The sequence below is a fragment of the Labrys okinawensis genome, assembly GCF_002982075.1.
Lineage (GTDB): Bacteria > Pseudomonadota > Alphaproteobacteria > Rhizobiales > Labraceae > Labrys > Labrys okinawensis_A.
Genome location: NZ_PUEJ01000007.1, coordinates 302,235 through 323,590, shown reverse-complemented (window position 1 = coordinate 323,590; position 21,356 = coordinate 302,235). Strand labels below are relative to the sequence as shown.

The following is a 21,356-nucleotide window of genomic DNA, read 5'->3' as shown; positions in this document are numbered from 1 at the left end:
CCGCCAATCGGCCGGTTAAGCCAGAGCTCCTTGTCCGTGAAGCGACACGTCAGCGCCGCCGCTCAATCCGCGGCAACGCCGTCCGTCGATGGCCGCTGTATAGAAGAGCCCAACCGCCGGTGTCAACGCCCCCTTTTGCGGATTTTTGCAAAATCGTCATGGGACCATGTTGGGCCCATGGGAGCGGCTCCCCTCCATCCAGATTGAAACTCATCCGAAATGCCCGTTTTGGGCCGTTTGCAGCCCCCGTCAGGAATAATTTACCATATTGCGGCGCATCAAAGATTTCCTGTGCCCTGTGGATAAATTCCAGTCGAGACCGGCCCGCTTGCGCCGAATCCGAGTCGAAATCGCCCTGAGACTCGCGAAAAATTTTCAGAACCTCATTTTCGGCACCGCAGCGACCAGCAAACGGGTCATTTCGCTTTGCGGCACTGCAACAAGCCGGTCCGGAGAGCCGGACTCCACGATCCGCCCGGCGTCCATCACGCAGAGCCGGTCGCACAGGGCCGCCATCACCGCCAGATCATGGGCGATGAACAAAAGCGCCGTACCGGATGTCTCGCGAATGTCGAGCAGGAGGTTGAGGATCTGCGCCCTGACGGCCACGTCGAGCGCCGAGACCGGTTCATCCAGGATGATCAGGGCCGGATCCGTCGCCAGCGCCCTGGCGATGGCGACACGCTGGCGCTGGCCGCCGGACAGCTCATGTGGAAAACGGCCGAGCAGCCGTTCCGGCAGGCCGACCCGATCCATCAGCGTCAGGATCCGCTGCCTCTCCTGTGTCCGAGACAGGGAATGCCAGATTCGCAGGGGATCGCCGATGACGCGCTCGACCCGGGCCCGCGGATTGAAGGCGGCCAAGGGATCTTGGAACACCATCTGCAGTCGCGGCCGGATACGGCGCAAAGCCTTGCCGGCAAGATGCGCGATCTCCCGCCCTTCAAAACGGATGGAGCCGGAATCGACCGGATGGAGCCGCAGAATCGCCCGGGCGAGGCTGGTCTTGCCTGCTCCGGAGCCTCCCGCCAGGCCGACGATCTCGCCCGGTGCGATGGCAAGATCGATACCATTCAGGACGGCATGCCGCCCTGCCGGACCGCGGACGCTGCTGCACAGCGCCCCGATTTCGAGCAGGGCCTCAGCCATGGTCATGCTCCTGCGCTGCAGAGGGCACCTTGACGGAAAAATCCCTTGGATCGATCTCGGCGAAACGACGCGAACGGGGATGCCCGAGCTCCTCATTCCCGAGTTCCGGACTTTTCAGTTCCTGGCGCGTCTGCAACAGGGCCCTGAGATAGGGATGGGCCGGTGCCCGGAACAGCCGCTCCGCCGGGCCGGCCTCGACCAGGCGGCCCTGGTAGAGCACCGCGACATCGTCTGCCAATTGCGAGGCCAAGGCGATGTCGTGGGTGACGAAGATCAAGGTGAGCCCGCTTCCGGTCGTCAGCGTCCGAAGCAACTCGACGATGGCATGCTGAGTGATCGAATCGAGCGCACTGGTCGGCTCGTCCGCGATCAGCACGCTGGGCTCGCTGACCAGCGCCGCGGCGAGGGCGATGCGCTGCTTCTGGCCGCCGGAAAACTGATGCGGATATTTGCGCGACGCGGCGTGCGGGTCCGGCAAGGCCATGCGGCCGAGCCAATCCCGCGCCAGGGCCAGCGCGTCCGCACGGCTCCCGCCCCGGCAGGCCCGGCGCGCCTCCGCTATCTGGTCGCCCACCCGGATCAGCGGGTCGAGGCTGCCGCCCGGGTCCTGGAAGACCATGCCGATATCGCGCCCGGCACGCGGCTGAGCCGCAAAGCCTGGCCGGCTCAGGCGGCCGGCAGTCACGGCATTGGCCGGCAATAGTCCTGCCAGGGCCGCCGCCAGGGTCGACTTGCCCGATCCGCTTTCGCCCAGCAAGGCCAGATGCCGTCCGGCTTCGATATCGAGGTCGATGCCCTGCAAGGCCGGATGCATGCCGGTCCGGTCACGATAGGAGACACCGAAGCCGCGAAGGGAGAAAAGCTTCATGCCGCCGGTTCCCTCACGCGCAACGCCTTGGCATAGCCCCGCCCGGTGAGATGGATCGCCAGCACCATCGCAACGAGGGCGAGGCCCGGCACCAGCGACAGGGAGGGTGCGCTGCGCAGGAGCGAGCGCCCTTCAGCCACCATGCTGCCCCAGCTCGGCCTGTTGGGATCTCCGAAGCCGAGGAACGACAGGGCGGCCTCGATCAGCACCGCCGCCGCCGCGATGATCGCGGCGAGCGAAATCACCGGCGGCAGGGCATTGGGCAGGATCTCCCGAAAGCCGATGGCGAGCGGATGCATGCCGGCAACCCGGGCCGAAGCGACGAAATCGCGTTCGCGCAAGGAGCGAATTTCGGCGCGCGCGATGCGGGCCGGCTGCGGCCAGGCACCGGCGGCGATGGCCAGCACGATGGCCGGCAGGCTCGGTCCGGTCACGCTGATCAGCGCCATGGCCAGGAGAAAGGCCGGTACGGTCTGGAAGGCATCGGAGAGGCGCATCAGCACGTCGTCGGTCCAGCCGCCGAGGAAGCCGGCCAGCGTGCCGACCAGGCAGCCGAGCAGCAGGGAAGCCAGCGCCGAGGCGACGGCCACGAGAAGCGTGGTACGGCTGCCCCAGGCAAGTTCGGCGGCGATGTCGCGCCCCAGCCGGTCGGCTCCCAGGGGATGAGCGGAATCGGTGAAAGGCGGGAGCAGCGGCGGCGCGCTGATGGCCAGCGGATCGCCCGGAAAGACGAACGGCGCCGTCAGGGCAAGCGCGGCGAACAGAGCGAGCAACACCAGGCCGGCACGCCCCTCCCCGCTGCGCAGCATGGCCGACAGCATGGTCATGCCACACGCTCGCTGGCGCCGATGCGCGGATCGAGCCAGGCCTGCACCAGATCGGCCAGCAGATTCATGACGATGACGACGACGGCGCTGAACAGCACCACGCCCAGCAGCAGCGGCGTGTCGCGGCGGGAAACCGCCTCGGCTGCCAGGCGGCCGAAACCGGGGATGGCGAAAACGCTTTCGACCACCACGCTGCCCCCAAGCAGCGAGGCCGACTGCAGGCCGAGCATGGTGATCACCGGTGCCAGGGCATTGCGGGCGACATGGTTCAGCGCCAACCGCCAGCCCGTCACGCCGCGGGCGCGCGCGGCCCGGATGAAATCGGCGTGCCAGACCTCCTCCATGCCGTCACGCAACAGGCGCAGGAACAGGGTCATGTAGAGCAGGCCGAGCGCGCTGACCGGCAGCACCAGGTGCCAGGCGATATCCTTCGCCCGCTCCAGGCCCGCCTTGCCGGAGGCCATGGTCTCGAAGCCGCTGGCCGGCAGCCAGCGCAGCGTGACGGAAAAGACCAGGATCAGCACCAGGCTGAGCCAGAAGCCGGGCATGGCATAGAGGGCGAGCGAGCCCAGCGACAGGATGCGATCGAGCCAGCCATTCGGGCGCCAGCCCGCCAGGAAGCCGAGCGCGATGCCGAGCAGGAATGCCAGCGCCAGCGCCGAGCCCATGGTGATCAGGGTTACCGGCAGGCGCTCGAGCAGAATGCCGAGCACCGGCCGTTGAAAGGCGGTCGACCAGCCGAAATCGCCGTGAGCCAGGGCCGAGAGATAGGCCCTGAGCCGAAAGGCCGGTCCCTGGTCCAGCCCCCACTCGCTCCTCAGTTCGGCAATCCGCGCCGCGTCGGCCCCGCCGATACCGGCGACATAGGCATCGACGGCATCGCCCGACGCCGATTCGAGCATGAAGAAGGCGCCGATGACGACGAGGAGCAGAACCACCAGGGCGCCGCCCAGGCGCCGGAGGAAGCGTGAGGCCACGGACGGTTATTCCCGGGTGCGCGGACGTCTCGTCCGCTCTTGGCTTCCCGCGGGCGCAGCGGTTCCAAGATGCGGACGAGACGTCCGGGCACCCGGGGAGAATGTCACGGCGCCATCTCCGGCAGGGCGGTATCCGCCCAGGACGACACCGCCCAGCGCGGATTGTTGGAGACGTTCTGCAGATTCTCGCTGGCCACGGTGATGAAGGAGAACTCGGCCACGTTGATGAGTGCGAGATCGTCCACCACCAGCTTCTGGAACTGCTTGTAGAGTTCGGCTCGTTTCTCAGGGTCGATCTCGACGGCGGCCGAGGCGATCAGCGCATCGGTCTTGGGATTGGCATAGCCATACTGGTTCGAGAAGGGCACGCCGGCCGGTATGCCGCTCTGGAACAGGATGGTTGTCGAGATTGCCGGATCCTGTCGATAGACCGGCGTGCCGACGGCAAGGTCGAAGGCATGGTCGGTGTAGACCGCCTTCAGATGGGCCGGCGAATCGTTGGAGACGATCTCGGCATCGACCCCGATCTTGGCCAAGGCCTGCCGGAGATAGGCGCCGAACTGCACGGTCTCGTTGAAGAACGGCGCCGGCAGCAGCTTGAGATGGAAGCGGATGCCGTCCGCGCCCTTCTTGTAGCCAGCCTCGTCGAGCAGGGTCTCGGCCTTGGCCGGGTCGAACTCGTAGCGCTCGACATCCGGATTGTAGAAGGTCTTGTCGGTCTGCGGCACCGGGCCGGTGGCCGCCGTCGCATATCCGCGGAAGATCGCCTGCACCACGAAGCCCTTGTCGATGGCATGGGCAATGGCCTGGCGCACGCGCAGATCCGCCAGTTCCTTGCGGGTGTGGTTGATCTCGATGATCATCTGGTAGATCAGCGCTTCGTAGCCGGTGGAATAGACCTTGAGGCCCGGCACCTTCGAGATGCGGTCGAGATCGGCGAGCGGTACGGCCGAGAATGCCGCGAGCTGGATCTCGCCGGCCTCGAGTGCCGCGCCGGCCGACTGGCGATCGGACAGCACCTTGAACAGGATCTCGTTGAAATGCGGCTGGCCCTGGGCCCAGTAGGACTCGTTGCGCTTGAGCAGATAATATTCGCCCGGCTTGTGTTCGGCGAATTTGAACGGCCCGGTGCCGATGAGCTTCTCATTGGCCGGATTCTTCATGATGTCGGTCCCGGCAAACACATGCTTGGGCAGTACCGACGTTAGGGCCGGCAGGCAGTTGCGGATGAGCTGGAACGGCGTCGGCGCCGAAAAGCGCAGGATTGCCGTCAGGGGATCGGGCGTCTCGACGCTGTCGAGATCCTTGAACACGACCCGGCCGAGATTCTGGAGTTTCTTCCACACCTCCAGGGCGGAGAAGGCGACATCGGCGGAGGTGAAGGGCTTGCCGTCGTGCCATTTCACGTCTGGGCGCAGCTTGAAGGTGACGGCCTTGCCGTCTGCCGCCCCCTCCCAGGACAAGGCGAGCTTCGGCGCCAGCCCGTCCGGGCCGTTGTAGTCGGCTTCGGCCAGGGGTTCGATCACCTTGCTGGCCACGAAAAACACGCCGTTCGAGGCAACGATGGCGGGATTGAGATTGGTCGGCTCGGAATCGGCGGCGACAGTCAGCCGGCCAGCCGGCACCTCGCTGGCCCGGACGCGATGCGGCAGGCCAAGCGCCAGGGCCGTCCCGGCGCTGGCAAGCAGGAATGAGCGGCGGCTAAGCAGGATTGGCATGTGCAACCTCCCGGGAGGAGCCTTTCGAATCAGCCTGATTGGATGACGCCCGCTCGAGAATGGCAAGCGCGGCATTGACCCCGGTGCCCGCATCGACCGGCTTGCCAAGACGGTTCAGCGCGCCGCCGAGCGCGGCAACCGCCGTCACGGCCAGCATCGGCTCGGCCGCCGGCCCCATATGGCCGATGCGCAGCACCTTGCCAGCCGTCTCGCCGCGCCCGAGCGACAACATCACGCCATAGCGCTCCAGCAGCGTATCGCGCAGGCGAATGTCCCCCATGCCCTCCGGCACGTGGAAGACCGTGGCGGACGGCGCGGCGATCGCTTCGCTTGCCGGCCATAGCTTCAGGTCCAGCGCCTTCAACCCCGCCCGCGCGGCTGCCGCCGTGCGGGCATGCCGGGCCCAGACCCGCTCGGGCCGCTCCTGGAGATAGAGGTCGAGCGCCGCGTCGAGACCGTGGATCTCGGCCAAAGACGGCGTGACCGGAAAGGCCCGGCCCGCCTCCGCGGCCAGTTCCCAATCGAGCAGGGAGAGGAAGGACGCGCGCGGGGCCTGCGGATTGGCCTTGATTCGATCCCAGGCCCGGTCGCTGACGGCGAGCAGGCTGAGGCCCGGCGTGGCCCCCAGGCATTTGGCGGCGGAGGTGACGAAAATGTCGATCGCGGCCTCCTGCGGATGCACGTCCAGGCTGCCGAAGGAGGAAACCGCATCGGCGATGACATAGGCGCCGTGCTCACGGCCGAGACGCCCGATTTCCCCCAGGGGATTGAGCGTGCCCGACGGCGTGTCGTGATGGCAGACGGTGATGATCGAAATATCGGGGCGCGCCGCCAGCGCCTCGCGCACCCGGTCCGGGTCGATCGCTTCGTCGAACGGCACCGCGAGTTCAATCACCTCGCCGGCATAACGACGGGCCCAGCCGGCATAGCCCTTGCCATAGACCCCCGAAACGAGATTGAGCACGACGTCCCTGCGGCCGATCAGCGAGGCTGCGGCGGCTTCGAGCCCGAGCAGCGCGTCCCCCTGCAGGATCAGCGGCAGGTTCGAAAGGCGCAAGGCGGCCTGCAGCTTGCCCACCACCGCGCGGTAGAACTGCTGGAAAGCATGATGCCCATCATAGACGGCAGGCCGGGCCATGGCGTTGAGCACGGCGGGATAGGCCGTGACCGGCCCGGTCGTCAGCATGAAAGGCGGTGGAGAAAGCATGGAACAGTCCGCGCAAAAGACGATTTGACCGGATGCTAGCTTCGGAGCGCTGCGCCGACAACGTATGAATTACAGCGAGTTAACGCGCCTCAGAGGGAAATACATGTTAGTTGCGTTAAAAGTAGGATTGTCTCCGGCGTGACCGTTCTGCGACGCTCATCATCCGGTTGTCTTGTGTTCGACACGATCCCGTTGTTTATGGCTTTACGGGACACGGTGTGACGACACGTTTCGGCAACCGGTTCGAAACCTTACCCAGACGGACATGATGAAGAACAAGCTCGAATATGTTTGGCCGGTCATCGGGCTCGCCGCCGTCGTATTCTCGGTCTATCTCCTGTCCAAGGAGCTCAAGGGCGTCGAAGTCGGCCAGGTCTGGCGGGCCGTGGTCGATCGCGGCCCTCTGATGCTCCTGCTGGCCTTCGCCTCCACCACGCTCGCCTATGCGGCCCTTGCCTGGTACGACCGCATCGCCCTGATGCATGTCGGCAAGAAGCTGTCCTGGCCGGTGGTCTCGGTCGTCTCGTTCGTCGCCTATGCGCTGGGACATAATATCGGCGTGTCCGTGCTCTCCTCCGGCCTGGTGCGGTACCGGGCCTATTCCAAGATGGGACTGAACGCAGCCGAGGTCACCGTGGTCACGGCCTTCTGCGCCTTCACCTTCGCCTATGGCGCCGTGTTCCTCGGCGGCATCGTGCTGGTGGGCGAGCCGGAACTGCTCTCGCGCCTGTTCCATTTCCCACCCAGCGCCGCCTTCCTGCTCGGCCTGGCCATGCTCGCCTTCGTGCTGCTCTACCAGGCCGGCGCGATCCTGCATCTCAAGCCGCTGCGCATCCGTTCGCTGCAGATCGCCTATCCCAAGCCGACCATCGCCTTCCGGCAGCTCTTCGCCGCCCCCATTGAGATCGTCGGCGCGGCCGGCATCATCTATTTCGCCCTGCCCGATGCCCTCAACCCGGGCTTCTTCGTGGTGCTGGGCATGTTCCTGGCTTCCTTCTGCGCCGGCCTGATTTCCAACGCCCCGGGTGGCGTCGGCGTGTTCGAGGCGGTCTTCCTGCTGATCATGCTGCCGGCCGGCGCCAATCCGAGCGACCCCGCGGTAATCCAGTCCAAGGCAGAGATCATCGCGGCCCTGTTGATGTTCCGGCTGCTCTATCTGCTCATCCCGTTGGCGATCTCCTGCGTCATCGTGCTCTACACCGAGCGGCAGTCCCTCGGTAGCCTCCTGGGCTCCATCGTCGGCGGCAAGGCGGTTGAGGCCAAGGACGCCCAGCCGGCGATCAAGCTGGAAACCGTGCGCCAGGACCCGCCGCAGCATTCGTAAGCAACCGTCGGCAAATCCGTGCCGCCACCGCCCCGGCTGAGCCGCTCTCGAGCGGCGCGGGAGACGGCGAAGGAAGCGGATCCAGGGCTAAAGACGGAGCCTTCAACACGCGGCATTCCCACAAGCCAGCGCCTCAACACCGGGAGAGACGATGCCGCAGCATCTGGGTGCAGTCACACTGGTCGTCCGCGACTATGACGAGGCCAGGGATTGGTATGTCGGCAAACTCGGTTTCGAGGTCGTCGAGGACAGTGACCTCGGCGGCGGCAAACGCTGGCTGCTGGTCGCTCCGCCCGGTACCGGCTCAACCCGCCTGCTTCTCGCCAAGGCCACCTCTCCCGCCCAAACGGCGGCAATCGGCAACCAGACGGGCGGGCGCGTCTTCCTGTTCCTCAACACCGACGATTTCTGGCGCGATCATCGCCTCTATCTTGCGCGCGGCGTGCAATTTCACGAGGAGCCGCGGGTGGAGGCCTACGGCACCGTCGCCGTTTTCGAGGACCTGTACGGCAACCTCTGGGATCTGCTGCAGTTGACCCGGCCAAACCCGCCGGCATGACCGACCCCTTCCGTGTCGGCCAATGCCCCATTTGCCGCCTGTTCCTCTATCGCAGTGTTACAACGAGCAGTATCTGTCGCCGGACAGGCTGGCAGCCGAGACGGCTTCTCACGCTGCTGGACGACGAAGACGCCGGGTGGGCTCGTGAACGCCAAAGCGTCTAAGCCAGTGGCAGGATTTTCGCTCTACGCGAGTAGATTACCGCTTTCGCGCGCCTGCAGCAGCGGATCAAACCTGTTCGGTGACGGTCTCTCTTCATCCCATGTTTGGTGTCCGATCGCACGCGCCCTCCCACATCGCCTTCAATGAGGACCGAATGTGGTTGACGATGGCATGGAGATCATTTAAGTTAGCGTTCGTTCACTAACTTAAATGATCTCGAGCAAGCCAGCAGGACAGGACCATGACCTCTCCTACGCCGTCACAGATCAAGGCTTTCTCCAACGGATTGCTGGCCTATGGGCTGGCGAGCGGCACACTCGCCCTGTTCTACTGGGGTGTCTATCTCTACATCGACAGCCTGCCCTGCCGCGAACTCCTGTGCAATTTCGAGTGGATCCTGCTTTTCTTCGGCCCGGTCGTGGCGGTGTTTCTGGTGGCGCCCCTGGCCAATTTCGGGCTTCTCCTCTGGGAGCGCCGGCGTTCGTCGACCGCCTGGCCGCTGCTGCGCCTCGCCTTCAGCGCGATCGGCGCCGGCTTCTCGGTCCTGGTCGCGGCGACCTTCGTCATCCAGCTGGCACGGCGCGGCATGGCCATGATCGATCTCTCGCCCCAGAGCCTGATCTTTGCCGTGATCTTCCTGGCCGCAACCTGGATCAATCTGCGCTGCGCCGAGGCCATCCTGCGCAAGGGCGACATCTGTCCGCTATGTCGCCGACGGACAACCTCATCCGGTCATTGGAAGGACGCAATCGGCTGAGATTGATGCAACCGGGCCCCGCCGGCAGGTAGTGCGTGGCCGGTGGGGATTCATATGCGCAATGCCGTTCGAATCGCTCTGACCGCCGCACTCATCGGGGGCGCCGCCGTCCTCCCCAGTGTGGCCTTCGCCGAAGTGAACGCAGCCAACAGCCCCGCCTCGGCGAGCCGCCCGTTCAAGGTCACCACCGTCGCGCGTTTCGACACGCCATGGGCCATCGCCTTCCTGCCCGACGGGCGCATGCTGGTCACCGAAAAGGGCGGCAGGCTGTTCCTGATGACCCCGGCCGGAGCCAAGACGGAGGTCACCGGCGTTCCGCGCGTGCAGGCCGGCGGTCAGAACGGACTGCTCGACATCGCAGCCTCGCCGGGCTTCGCCCGCGACGGGCTGATCTATTTCAGCTATGTCGAGCCGAGCTCCGGTGGCGGCACGCTGGCCCTGGCGCGTGCCAGGCTGAACGAGGCCGGCGGCAAGGTGCTCCTGGGCGATCTTGCCGTGATCTGGCGCGCCACGCCCAAGGGCGGGGGCGGCCAGCCCGGCGGCATCATCGCCTTCGCTCCCGATGGGCGCCATCTCTTCCTGAGCTCCGGCGACCGCATGGAGCCGGAAACCGCCCAGAACACCGACACCAATCTCGGCAAGATCCTCAGGCTCAATCTCGACGGCTCGGCGCCTGCCGACAATCCGATGGCGGCCCGGGGCGGTGCCCAGGCCGAGATCTGGAGCCTGGGCCATCGCAATCCCTATGGCCTGGCCTTCGCCCCCGACGGCAGTCTGTGGGAAAACGAAATGGGCCCGCGCGGCGGCGATGAGCTCAATCTGATCCGCCGGGGCGCCAATTATGGCTGGCCCCTCGTCTCCAATGGGGACAATTACAGCGGCATCCCCATCCCTCGCCACCGGACCCGCCCGGACTTCGAAGCCCCGGTGATCTACTGGACCCCGATCATCGCCCCCGCCGGCCTGGCCTTTTATTCAGGCAAGCTGTTTCCGCAGTGGCAGGGCTCGGCTTTCATCGGCGCTCTCAGGGGCGAAGCACTGGTGCGCATCGCCTTCGACAGCAAGGACGGCGCCCGCCAGGCCGATCGCTGGGACATGGGCGCCCGCATCCGCGACGTCGCCGTCGATCGCGACGGCGCAATCTGGCTGATCGAGGACGATTCGGACGGGCGGCTGCTGCGCCTGACGCCGGCGAAATAGAATCAGGCGCTGAAATCGGCCAGCGGCACATGCGGCGCGGCTCCACGCGGCAGGTGCCCGCTCAGACGCGGATCGGCCTGGACCTCCACCTGGAAGGCGAAAGGCACGAAGCCCGAGCGGCGGTAGAAGCCGAGTGCGCCGGGGTGGTCGAACGTGCAGGTATGCACCCACAGCCGCTCGATGGGCCTCGCCCAGGCCTTGGCAAGGGCCTGGTCCATCAGGAAACGGCCGGCCCCCTGCCCGATCGCCTGCGGCACCAGACCGAAGAAGGCAAGCTCGCACTCGCCGCGCTGACGAAAGTCCAGTTCGAGCAGGCCGAGCCGCTGCTTGCCTCCACCGAGCACATAGACCTCGACATCGGGATGCTGCAGGATCGCCGCGAGTTCGGCGTCCGGCATGACCAGGCGCGAAGACCACAGCCAGTCCTCGCCGACAGCGCGGAACAGGGCGCGATAGTCGGTCAGCGCCGGTTTCTCGATCCGCTCCAGCGTCAGCGGCCGTTCGAGCGGCCTCGCCGGCTTCGGCCTGGGCCTTTGCAGCATCTGCAGACAGGTGACCACATTGGCAAGCATGCCGGGTGGAACGTCGGAATAGCCGTCAGGAAGAACTGGAGCAGAGGTCATGGAAGCGAACGATGCAGAAGTTTTTTGTGATTTGAACGGGCCCTTCAAACCACAAAGACGCTTCCAAGCAAAGAGTGCAGCCCTGCTTCGCCCGACCTCCCGGCCTCAATCCTTCTCCACCGTGTTGATCTCGGATTGCGAGCCGTCGCGCCAGGTCACCTGCACGCTGATCGACTTGGTGCTGCCGGGCACCTTCAGGTAGGTCTTGGCATTGTCGGGGATCGAATAGGGATCCTTCATGTTGCAGACGGGCAGGTCGAAGCGGGTCAGCGGCGGTGCGCCGTTGAGGCCGTAACGCACCTCGGTGATGGCGCAGCGATAGCTCACCAGCGTGGTGAAATAGACCAGCACGCCATTGAAATCGCGAAACTCCACCCAGCTGCCCTGGATCGAGGTGAGACTGCGGCGCTGATCCTCGTAAAGGGCGATATCCGGGTCGAAGCGAATCGAGAACGGGCCGACATCGGCGCCATCGATGCTGCGATAGCGCACCTGGATGATGCTTGCCTGGGCCCGCGGCGACATCGAAAAGGACGGATTGGGCATGCGCCCGCCCGTGCGCTGGTCGAGCACGTCGAGCAGGCCGGTTTCCTTGAACTCGCCGGCCTCGCCGACCCGGTATGACAAGGCCGTCGCCGGCTCGGGCAGGGACAATGTCACCGTCCAGCCGGCATTGGAGCGCGAGAAACTGGCGATCGGGGCACGGCCGATCGGCTGCGTCAGCTGACCCGGCTTGGTGTCCGGCCGGACCAGAGCGAGCTGCTGGCCGGTCGCCGCGCCACCCTGTTGGAGATTCAAGGCCTTGGCCGGATCTGTCGTGGGCGGATTGGCCGGATGCTGCAGGGCGATACGGGCTTCCTTGCCGCCGAGGGTGACGCCCGGTCCGAGCTTCACGCCCGGCCCGATGGTGACCCCCTTGCCGGCCTCGGTCCGTCCGACGGTGTTGATCTCGGTGCGGATGTTCGGACCAGTGTTGCCAGGCGGATTCGCCGAGGCGACCTGCTGGCCGGCCTCCGGGGCGGCGGCCGCCGCATCCGACAGCACGACGTCGCCGATGACCTGGTCGTAATAGGCAGGCGTCTGGTCATGGCCGACACTGGCCGCCAGAGAGCGCACATCGACCTGCGTCTTCTTGGCGATCTCAACCAGGGTCTGGCCGGGCTTCGACAATTCGCCGAGGAAGCTGCGGGTGAACACGGAATTGGGATTGCCGTCCTGGTCCGACAGCCGATCGAGTGCCTCCTGCTTGGCGCCCGCCGACATCAGGACGAAAACACCCTCCGGCGCGTCGACACGGGCCAGGCCGCGGGTCGCGGCCACCGAACGCGACCTGTCATTGGCGAAGGGATTGTTGCGGCAGGCATCCAGCACCAGCACGGCAACGCCGGCTCCCCTGTCCCGGATCCCGTCGATGACCCGCTCCACCGAAAAGGACGCATCGCGGATGAGGTCCTGCTGATTGGCCTGGACCGAGGGCACGTCGGTGGGCAGCAGGTAGTTGGTGCCGCCGATCTCGAAGCCATGGCCGGCATAATAAAACAGCGCCCGGTCGCCGGGCTGGATATCGGCGTTGAAAGCCACCAGGGCCCGGCTCATGCCGCGCTGATCGGCATTCTCGACCCGCCTCACCACATAGCCGAGCTTTTCGAGCTGGTCGGCAATGGCGCGGGCATCCGAGACCGCCTTCTGAAGCGACGTGACGTTGGCATAGGAATCATTGCCGATGACCAGCGCGAGATTGCGCGCCAGTGCGGCTTCGACTGCATAGAGGCCGAGCGCCAGTGATAGAACCAGACCAGTGAAGAAGCGTGCCGAGCGCCGCATGTTACCCTCGAAACCGGCTGGATCAGTCAGGCGTCGCCGGTTGCGCCTTTATAGTTCGCTTGGCGGCAGAAGGCACGATTTTTGCTGACCGAACCGTGCCTTTGCGCACCCCGATCGCCTTGTGCGATGCCGTGTGCATTGGATAGAGCCCCTCGCCCCAGACGTTCATCTTGTCGTTCGCAGCGCATCGACTTCCCTTGAGTGATACGGCTTCCGAGCGAGGAAGAGAACATCTCCCTCCTACTAAAGATTGATTTAGACGCCCCCGAAAGACTCTGCCACCCGCCTCGTCTACCAAGTAAAAATCTGCGATAAATCAATAAATCATACCACTAATTACTGTTATATTCCGCCCAAATCAGAGGAAACGAGGCATGCTGGCGAAACCATCTCTTGTTCAGCATTCAGATCAATGGTCGACGGTAGAACCATTCGAGGAGTGCCGCCGCCTGCTTCACAAGGCTGCTTTCTCGATGCAGCACCCTCTGGCCAGCCACCCGCTGTTTTCGATCGATGCGCTGGCGAGCGTGGCGGAGGAAGCGGCCAAGCGCCCGGGCGACCTCTATTGGGATGCCGGGGATCTCTCGATCACCGACAAATGGGGCTCTGTCCCCAAACCGGACATGACGGTGCGCCAGGTCATCGACCGGATCGAGACGGCCGGCGCCTGGATGGTGATGAAGCACATCGAAATCGATCCGCGCTACAAGAAAGTGCTGGACGAGTTCGACGACTTCATTCGCCGGATTGCCGGCCCCGAGGGCTCCAAGCTGCTCAGCAATACCGAAATGCTGATCTTCATCACCTCGCCGCGGCGCAAGACCCCCTACCATTTCGATGCCGAGGTCAACGTCCTCACCCAGATTCACGGCAGCAAGGACATCTGGGTGTGCGATCCGATGGATCGGAGCATCACCACCGAGGATGAACTCGAGCGCTATTATGCGGTGACGACCACCGCCGGCACCTTCAAGCCGGAAGCCGAACGGAAGGCCCGCAAGATCACGCTCCAGCCCGGCGACGCGGTGCATATTCCGACCCACGGCGCGCACTGGCTCCAGAACCACGACAATATTTCGATCAGCCTGTCGCTCAATCTCGAATTTCCGAACTGGAAGTACAAGGACGTCTACCGGGCCAATTACTATCTGCGCCGCATGGGCCTGAAGCCTCGTTCGCCGGGACAGTCGGCGATCATCGACCGCTCGAAGGCCGCCACGATCGATTGCGTCCGTCAGGTCAGGAAGCTGGTGGGGCGCTGAGGCAAGGCCCGGTCGCCGGGCTCACCTGCGTTTTGCTTCGGGATTGCAGTCGTGACTTCAAGCCGGTCGGATTTGGCGGGGCGGCCTCAGCTCCATCAACTGATGGCGCGCGGTCGACAATCCTGGAAAGGCGGCTCTTTTCGGCAAGAGATGTCGACCGGAGGTCGACACTCCATATCTCCAGCGCCTGCTTCGGCCAAATGCGACTGTAGCCAGAGCGTTTTGCGATTAGACGGTGTCACCTAGAATCACAAAGACGCGTCAGAACAATGAGCTGGAGCAAATAAGCGTTCACGCTTGAACGCGCTTTGCTCTAGAGAGCTCTCACGCGATCCCCGAGGATCTTGCGGGCCGCCTCATATTTGGCGCGGGCGTCCTTGATCGCTCCGTCGAGTTTGTCGAGAGCCTTTTCCTGTTCCAGCATCTTCTGCGAGTAGAGCCGGGCGAGATCGGACCCCTGCGGCGCCGATTTCAGGTTTTCGCGGATGCGCTCCTGGTCCTGGGTGATGCCATCGCGCTGTTCCTCCAGGCGGCTGGTGGCAGCCTGCGCCTCGTCGCTCGCCTTGGCCGCCTCGGCAACCGTGGCAAGCCGGGCCTTGGTCTCGGCGTCGAGATCGGGCGCGGCCATCAGAGCCTGGATGCGCTCGCCGGTAACATCGGCAATGGCCATTGCCTCCACAACGGGTTTTTCCAGCGTGACCTTGTATTGCCGGGACTGGCCAGCCTCGACGTCGAAGCGGATGCGATAGGCCTGCCCAGCGATGGTCGCCTCCTCGGCCTTGGGTTCCACCAGGGTCCAGTCGGCGACGCGCGGCTGTTCGACCACCATATGACGCAGCTCGCCGGCGCCGTTCTTGACCCGATAGGTCGTGGTCTGGCGCAGACGGCTTTCGACCTGGAGCGTACCGTCGACCACCTTGATCTTGGTAATCGCCTTGGCCGAACTCGCCTCCGAGTCGACCAGCACCTTCTGGTCGGCCCCGAAGCCGATCAGGCGGAAATCGCCGGTCGGCAACAGCGGAAATTGCGCCTCGCCGGAGAAGAGCGGCCCGGCCTCCGCGGCTTCGTAAATGGTGGCCGACCCCGCCGGGAGCGAGGTGGCGCCATCATTCTTCAAGGTCAGCGCCTGCCAGGGATTGCGGCTGCCGCCCTGATACCAAGCCACGGCCTGCGACGGCATCTTGACGTCGACGAAGGGAATGGTGAGGCTCTCGCCCGAGCCGACGCTGACCAGCTTCGACAGGGTGAAGCTGGCGCCGGCGGCATTCTCCTCGGCGGCGCTGCCGGCTTCCTGCGGCTCGGCCATCCTGAATTCCTGGGCGCCACCACCCTGGCCGAGAAATGCCTGGTTCTTGCGAAGGCGCGCCGATGGCGCGATCGGGGCGGCCGCGGGCGCTGGTGTCGGCGCCATGTCATACATGGCCTGGTCAGAGCCGCCGCCGGCCGTCGCCTTCAGTTCGAGGTTCTGCTGCCCGGCATCGGTGCGCGGCAATGCCGTGCGGCTCACCGGCGGCGCGATGGTCTGGCGCGTGACGTAATAGGGATCATAGAGCGCCTGGCGGAAGGTCACAGGCGAGGCCGAGGACAGCGTCACCTCGACATCCTTCCAGGGATTGCCCGTCATGTTTTCCAGGACGACCCAGCCCTGCAGGCGCGCCTTGTCCTCGTCGGCCTTGGGCAGCGTCAGGCGATAGGCGGCCTTCCAGACCGGCGCTTCCGCCACATAGCCGATGCGCACGGTGCGCTTGCCGCCCTCGGCGAGCTGGATGGAAATGTCGCGGCCGGAGCGGTCCTGCGCGGTGCGCAGGGCCTTGAGCGCGGTTTCGACCTGCTCGCCGAGCCTGATATCCTTGAATTCCAGCCCTTCGGCCTCCTCCAGGATGAACTGCTCGACCGCGGCGCCGGAGAAGACCGAGACCCTGGTACGGGTCATGGTGCCGCCGTCCTTGCTCGTCACCGTCTCCGTCTGCACGCTGGCGATCCGCCCCTCCAGCTTACGTGGGCCGGAAAGCTTGATCTCGGCCCCTTTCAGCGCCGCAATCAGGGCAGGCATGCTGTCGAGATCGGATTTCGCGAAAGGCAGGGAAGCGAAGGTCTCGTCCGCACCGGCCTTGCCCGGCAGCGTGGCCGAACCGGTGCCGGCCGGATCGAGGATCAGGACGCTTTTGAGGATATCGTCGACTTGGTCGAGCCGGGCGCGCAGGGTCAGCGTCTCCTTGCCAGTGACTTCTGCGGCATATTCGAAATAGCCGACGCCCCCTGTGCCGAGCACGGCACGCTTGAGAACGAGTTCGGCGGCTTCAGCAGTACCGGTAAGCATGGTGGTGGCCATCAGGACGAGGAGAACGGGGGAACGCATGAAAAGCCCTCTATAACGCGTTGCTCCGGGAGGTCGGCGGCAAGTTTCGACGCTGTTGTAGCAGCTTTATAGCGCCTCGGAGATGTATCGGGGGTTACAGGCGAGTGCAACCGGTGGGCAAGGCAGGGCCGGGGGCATCGAGTTCAGGTGAGCGTCGCCCAAGTTTGGAGTGCGCGTCTTGCGTCATTTCCGGGTACGCGGGCATCTTGCGCCTCTTCCTATGCCGCGAATTCCGCGTTTCCAAGAATGGACGAGATGCCGCGCATCCGGAACCCGCCTTCCGGGGATGTCACTAATCCGAAGTCGAAGTCCTGTGTTCGGGGCAATCCGGCCGGATGCAATTGACATCCCTCGTTTCGCCCGCTAATCAAGGATTGTTACATTATAACATTTCAGCCTCTGCAAAAGCGTGCAGGCTGCCCCTTCTGATGTCACGGAGATTACGATGCGTTCGATGATGTTTGCCGCCGTCCTGATGGCCGCGGCAGCGATCATGCCTTCCCCGGCCGCTGCCGCCGAGAAGATCAAGGTCGTCGCCGCCGAGAATTTCTATGGCGACCTCGCCAGCCAGATCGGGGGCGAACATGTCGAGGTCACCTCCATCCTTTCCAATCCCGAGGATGATCCGCATCTGTTCGAATCGAGCCCGTCCACCGCGCGAGCCCTCTCGACCGCTGCGATCGTGGTCTATAACGGCGCCGATTATGATCCGTGGATGGACAAGCTGCTTTCCGCCTCCGCCAACCCGGATCGCAAGGCGATCGTCGCCGCCGAGCTTACCGGGCACAAGGCGGGCGACAATCCCCATCTGTGGTATGAGCTGAAGACGTTTCCGGCCGTGGCCTCGGCACTGGCCGCCGAACTCGAGAAGCGCGATGCTGCCCATGCCGCGGACTACAAAGCCAATCTCGCCAAGTTCGAGGCGTCCTTCTCCGAGTTGACGAAACAGGTCGATGCGATCAAGACCAAGTACAAGGACGTCAAGGTGACCGCCACGGAGCCGGTTTTCGGCTATATGGCGGATGCCCTCGGCCTCAAGATGCTCAACCAGGACTTCCAGACCGCGATCATGAATGACAGCGAGCCGAGCCCCAGCCAGGTCGCCGCCTTCGAGAACAGCCTCAAGGACGGCTCGGCCAAGATCCTGTTCTACAACAGTCAGGTCACCGATGAGACCACGAAGCGGCTCTTGCAGATTGCCAAGGATCACAAGGTCGCGGTGGTGGGCGTCACCGAAACCATGCCGGCCGGCACCGCGATCCAGGCCTGGTTCGATGGACAGCTCAGCCAGGTGGATCTGGCCCTATCCGGTTTGACCCAGTGAGTGCTGTCGGTTTCGAGAAAGTCAGCCTGACCCTCGGGAGGCGCCGGATCCTGTCCAGCGTCTCCTTTTCCATTGCAGAAGGCCAGTTCGTCGGCCTGCTCGGTCCCAACGGCGCCGGCAAGACCACGCTGATGCGCGCCGTGCTCGGCCTGGTCACGCCTCAGGCCGGGCGGATCAGCGTGCTCGGCGAAGCACCGCGACGCGGCAATCCCAAGATCGGCTACATGCCGCAGATGCGCCGTGGCGCCGCCCAGCTCGGCCTCAGCGGCTACGAACTCGTGCTCGGCGCCATCGAGGGCACGCGGTGGGGCTGGCCCTTCGCGTCGGCGGCCGACAAGGAAGCGGCCTGGGCGGCGATCGAGCGGGTCGGCGCCGCCGACCTCGCCCGCCGGCCTATCTCCCAGCTTTCCGGCGGCGAACGCCAGCGCCTGCTGATCGCACAGGCCCTGATCGGCAATCCGAGGCTGCTGCTGATGGACGAGCCGCTCGCCAGCCTCGACCCGGCCCATCAGCGCGGCATCGTCGAACTGATCAAGGAGGTCGCCTCGGAACGCGGCATCGCCGTGCTGTTCTGCGCCCATGAGATCAACCCGCTGCTCAACGCCGTCGATCAGGTGCTCTATCTCGGCCATGGCCGGGCCGCGATCGGTACCGTCGACGAGGTTGTCAACCGCCATGTCCTGTCCGATCTCTACCGCACGCCCATCCATGTGGCCCGCGTCAATGGCCGCATCTTCGTGATGGCCGAGGAAGGCGAGCTGGAAAGCCATGTGCATGCTGGGTGAAATCTGGGAGAGCAGGCATCCTCCTGGGACCGCCGGCTTCCAGCCGGCTCTTCCCAGCCTGTAAGGTCAATGGTTCCAAGAGCCGGCTGGAAGCCGACGGTCCCAGGAAAGAAATCCTGCAATGTTCGAGTATGAGTTCATGCGCAACGCCTTCATGGCCTGCACGATCGTCGGGATCGTCGCCGGAGCCGTGGGCTATTTCCTGGTGCTGCGCGGCGAAACCTTTGCGGGCCATGCCCTGGCGCATGTCGGCTTTCCCGGCGCGACCGGCGCCGCACTTCTTGGCCTCTCGCCCTTTGTGGGCTTCACCGTCTTCACCGTTCTGGCCGGCATCGGCATCGGCCTGCTGGGCGAGCGCGCCCATCGCGACGTCGCCATCGGCATGGTGCTCACCCTCTCGCTCGGCATCGGCCTGCTGTTTCTCTATTTCTACAAGGCCTATGCCGGGGCGGTGACCAATCTCCTGTTCGGCAATGTGCTCGGCGTCAGCCTTGGCACGGTCTGGATTCTGGCCGGCCTCGGCCTCCTCTGCCTGATCGGCCTTGGCGCCATCGGACGCCCCCTCCTGTTCGCCAGCCTGCAGCCCGAACTCGCCGAGGCCAAGGGCCTGTCGACCGCGCGCATCTCGGCCCTGTTCATGGTGATCGTCGCCCTGGCCACGGCCGAGGCAATGCAGATCGTCGGCGTGCTTCTGGTCTTCGCGCTGATGGTCGCGCCCGCGGCGGCCGCGTTGCGGATCAGCCATCGCGTCCAGCAGGGACTGCTCATTTCCATCGCCCTGGCGGTCGCCATCGCCTGGATCGGTCTGATCTTGGCTTTCTATACCGATTGGCCGACCAGCTTCTGGATCACGGCCCTGGGAGCGCTCGCCTATCTCGCGGCGGGCCTGTGGCGGAGAAAAGCCGGCATGTCGATTTCCTGACCGATTCTTGGAGGTGAGCCGCTTGCGACGGAAATGTCGACCGGAAGTCGACGCTCCGAAGCTATCTCTCCTTCTCCATCACCTCGGCGAGAACATCGAAAATGCGCTTGTCGGCCGATTGCGCCACGTTGAAGCGCAGGAAGCGCGCGGCGTTGCGCGAGACGCTGAAGACGTTGCCCGGTGCCATCACCACGTCCCGCTCCAGCGCCCTGCGGGCAATCACCGCCGAATCCAGCCCCTCCGGCAGTTCTGCCCATAGGAACATGCCGGCCTGCGGCTCCAGCCACAGGCGCAGGCCGCAGGCCTCCAGCCGTTCCGCCGTCGCGGCCATCGCCTTGGCGAGGCGCGGGCGCAGGCCGTCGAGATGGCGACGATAGCTGCCATCGGTAAGCAGGCGCAGCGTGGTCTGGGCCGCGACATCGCTGCAGCCGATGCCGGTGGCGAGCGCCAGATCCGTCAATCCTTCGATCCAGTCGGCGCGCGCCACGATATAGCCGCAGCGCAAGGCCGCCGTCAGCGTCTTGGAGAAGCTGCCGAGATGGATGACGCGCTCGAAACCGTCGAGCGCCGCCAGGCTCGGCGAGGGCCGGGCCTCGAAATCGGCGAAGATATTGTCCTCGACCAGAATGAAATCATACTGTTCGGCGAGGTTGAGCAGGCGATGGGCGGTGCCCACGCTCACCGTCGCTCCGGTGGGGTTATGGAGGACGGCATTGGTGAGATAGAGCTTGGGACGATGTTCGGCGCACAGGCCGGCGAAACGCTCGAGGTCCGGCCCCTGGCGCGTATAGGGCACGCCGACGATGCGCGCCCGCTGCGCCTGCAGCAGCGATTGGAAGTTGAAATAGCAGGGATCGTCCACCAGCACGACATCGCCGGGCTGGATCAGGAAGCGGCAGACGAGGTCGATGGCGCGCGAGCCCGAATCGGTCAGCAGAATCGCGGCCGGCTCCACTTCCAGGCCCCGCTCCGTGAAGCGGCGGGCCAGATGCTCGCGCAGGGAGCGCAGCCCCTGGGGGACGCTGTAGGTGGAGATATTGGTGGTCTCGTCGCGCGCCACCGCGCGAAGCCCACGCCGGACCATGTCCTCGGGCAGCCAGGAATCGGGCAGCCAGCCGCAACCGGGGTGCAGCGCGCTTTTCTGCTGCGTCAGGGATTGGCGATAGATCCAGAGCGGATCGATGGCGCGATCGAGGCTCGGCCCGCTTTCCGCCAAGGCGAAGGGACGAATGCGGCCGGCCGCGAAGAAGCCCGAACCGGGCCGCGCAGCCACGGCGCCTTGCGCGACCAGCCGGTCATAGGCCTCGACGACGGTCGATTTCGATACGCCCTGCCGTTGGGCAAGGCGGCGGATGGAAGGCAGGCGCGCGCCGGGCGCCGTGGCGATCAGGCGGCGGATCTCCGTCATCGTCGCCTCGATCAGGGTGGAACCACCGGCTTGGTCCAGCATCCGTACCTCTCCATGACCCAGTACAGTTCAGATCAATTGTATCGGTCTGTCTCTGTCGA

The 21,356-nt window shown here is 65.1% G+C and carries 18 protein-coding genes; 8 read left to right on the top strand and 10 right to left on the bottom strand.

Going from position 1 to position 21,356, the window contains the following annotated elements; translation table 11 throughout:
• Window positions 1-375: 375 nt before the first annotated feature.
• The 6 genes from C5L14_RS20600 to ppaT form a co-directional block, all read right to left on the bottom strand.
• Entirely contained in the window at window positions 376-1,149 is a 774-nt protein-coding gene (locus C5L14_RS20600; protein WP_105863930.1) for an ABC transporter ATP-binding protein, read from the bottom strand.
• Window positions 1,142-2,017 carry an ABC transporter ATP-binding protein gene (locus C5L14_RS20595; RefSeq protein ID WP_105863929.1) on the bottom strand — a complete coding sequence of 292 codons (876 nt, stop codon included), beginning with the start codon at window positions 2,015-2,017 and terminating at the stop codon, window positions 1,142-1,144. The genes C5L14_RS20600 and C5L14_RS20595 overlap by 8 nt, the downstream gene beginning before the upstream one ends.
• On the bottom strand, window positions 2,014-2,844 hold the full coding sequence (locus C5L14_RS20590; RefSeq protein WP_105863928.1) for an ABC transporter permease: 831 nt from the start codon (window positions 2,842-2,844) through the stop codon (window positions 2,014-2,016). The genes C5L14_RS20595 and C5L14_RS20590 overlap by 4 nt, the downstream gene beginning before the upstream one ends.
• Window positions 2,841-3,821 (bottom strand): ABC transporter permease, encoded by a 981-nt coding sequence (locus C5L14_RS20585; RefSeq protein WP_245443454.1) that lies wholly within the window; start codon window positions 3,819-3,821, stop codon window positions 2,841-2,843. Before C5L14_RS20585 ends, C5L14_RS20590 begins: the two co-directional genes overlap by 4 nt.
• A gap of 104 nt (window positions 3,822-3,925) precedes the next feature.
• Window positions 3,926-5,539 carry an ABC transporter substrate-binding protein gene (locus C5L14_RS20580; RefSeq protein ID WP_105863927.1) on the bottom strand — a complete coding sequence of 538 codons (1,614 nt, stop codon included), beginning with the start codon at window positions 5,537-5,539 and terminating at the stop codon, window positions 3,926-3,928.
• Window positions 5,523-6,746 (bottom strand): pyridoxamine--pyruvate transaminase, encoded by a 1,224-nt coding sequence (gene ppaT / locus C5L14_RS20575; protein WP_105863926.1) that lies wholly within the window; start codon window positions 6,744-6,746, stop codon window positions 5,523-5,525. The genes C5L14_RS20580 and ppaT overlap by 17 nt, the downstream gene beginning before the upstream one ends.
• 265 nt (window positions 6,747-7,011) lie before the next feature.
• Here ppaT and C5L14_RS20570 point away from each other — a divergent pair, with 265 nt between their 5' ends.
• The 4 genes from C5L14_RS20570 (at window position 7,012) to C5L14_RS20555 (ending at window position 10,748) form a co-directional block, all read left to right on the top strand.
• Entirely contained in the window at window positions 7,012-8,070 is a 1,059-nt protein-coding gene (locus C5L14_RS20570; RefSeq protein ID WP_105863925.1) for a lysylphosphatidylglycerol synthase domain-containing protein, read from the top strand.
• 151 nt (window positions 8,071-8,221) lie between these two features.
• Complete coding sequence (locus C5L14_RS20565; RefSeq protein WP_105863924.1) at window positions 8,222-8,629, top strand: VOC family protein; 408 nt, start codon at window positions 8,222-8,224, stop codon at window positions 8,627-8,629.
• A gap of 403 nt (window positions 8,630-9,032) precedes the next feature.
• Window positions 9,033-9,548 (top strand): hypothetical protein, encoded by a 516-nt coding sequence (locus C5L14_RS20560; protein ID WP_105863923.1) that lies wholly within the window; start codon window positions 9,033-9,035, stop codon window positions 9,546-9,548.
• Window positions 9,549-9,602: 54 nt separating this feature from the next.
• Window positions 9,603-10,748 (top strand): PQQ-dependent sugar dehydrogenase, encoded by a 1,146-nt coding sequence (locus C5L14_RS20555; protein WP_105863922.1) that lies wholly within the window; start codon window positions 9,603-9,605, stop codon window positions 10,746-10,748.
• A 2-nt stretch (window positions 10,749-10,750) separates the two neighbouring features.
• On the opposite strand, the gene C5L14_RS20550 is transcribed toward C5L14_RS20555, so the two are convergent.
• Both C5L14_RS20550 and C5L14_RS20545 read right to left on the bottom strand, forming a co-directional pair.
• Entirely contained in the window at window positions 10,751-11,371 is a 621-nt protein-coding gene (locus C5L14_RS20550) for a GNAT family N-acetyltransferase (RefSeq protein ID WP_105863921.1), read from the bottom strand.
• A 105-nt stretch (window positions 11,372-11,476) separates the two neighbouring features.
• Window positions 11,477-13,195 (bottom strand): caspase family protein, encoded by a 1,719-nt coding sequence (locus C5L14_RS20545; protein ID WP_105863920.1) that lies wholly within the window; start codon window positions 13,193-13,195, stop codon window positions 11,477-11,479.
• 473 nt (window positions 13,196-13,668) lie between these two features.
• On the opposite strand from C5L14_RS20545, the gene C5L14_RS20540 reads away from it, so the two are divergent.
• Window positions 13,669-14,457, top strand: coding sequence for a cupin-like domain-containing protein (locus tag C5L14_RS20540; protein WP_181161266.1), 789 nt, complete (start codon window positions 13,669-13,671; stop codon window positions 14,455-14,457).
• Between the two features lie 313 nt (window positions 14,458-14,770).
• On the opposite strand, the gene C5L14_RS20535 is transcribed toward C5L14_RS20540, so the two are convergent.
• On the bottom strand, window positions 14,771-16,816 hold the full coding sequence (locus C5L14_RS20535) for a DUF4139 domain-containing protein (RefSeq protein ID WP_105863918.1): 2,046 nt from the start codon (window positions 16,814-16,816) through the stop codon (window positions 14,771-14,773).
• 445 nt (window positions 16,817-17,261) lie between these two features.
• On the opposite strand from C5L14_RS20535, the gene C5L14_RS20530 reads away from it, so the two are divergent.
• The 3 genes from C5L14_RS20530 to C5L14_RS20520 all read left to right on the top strand — a co-directional run bounded on the left by C5L14_RS20530 (window position 17,262) and on the right by C5L14_RS20520 (window position 19,847).
• Window positions 17,262-18,140, top strand: a complete 879-nt coding sequence (locus tag C5L14_RS20530; RefSeq protein WP_105863917.1) for a metal ABC transporter solute-binding protein, Zn/Mn family — start codon at window positions 17,262-17,264, stop codon at window positions 18,138-18,140.
• Entirely contained in the window at window positions 18,137-18,925 is a 789-nt protein-coding gene (locus C5L14_RS20525) for a metal ABC transporter ATP-binding protein (protein ID WP_210203268.1), read from the top strand. The genes C5L14_RS20530 and C5L14_RS20525 overlap by 4 nt, the downstream gene beginning before the upstream one ends.
• Before the next feature lie 121 nt (window positions 18,926-19,046).
• Complete coding sequence (locus tag C5L14_RS20520; RefSeq protein WP_105863915.1) at window positions 19,047-19,847, top strand: metal ABC transporter permease; 801 nt, start codon at window positions 19,047-19,049, stop codon at window positions 19,845-19,847.
• A 61-nt stretch (window positions 19,848-19,908) separates the two neighbouring features.
• Here the strand turns inward: C5L14_RS20520 and C5L14_RS20515 are convergent, their stop codons facing one another.
• Window positions 19,909-21,297, bottom strand: a complete 1,389-nt coding sequence (locus C5L14_RS20515) for a PLP-dependent aminotransferase family protein (protein WP_105863914.1) — start codon at window positions 21,295-21,297, stop codon at window positions 19,909-19,911.
• Window positions 21,298-21,356 lie beyond the last annotated feature (59 nt).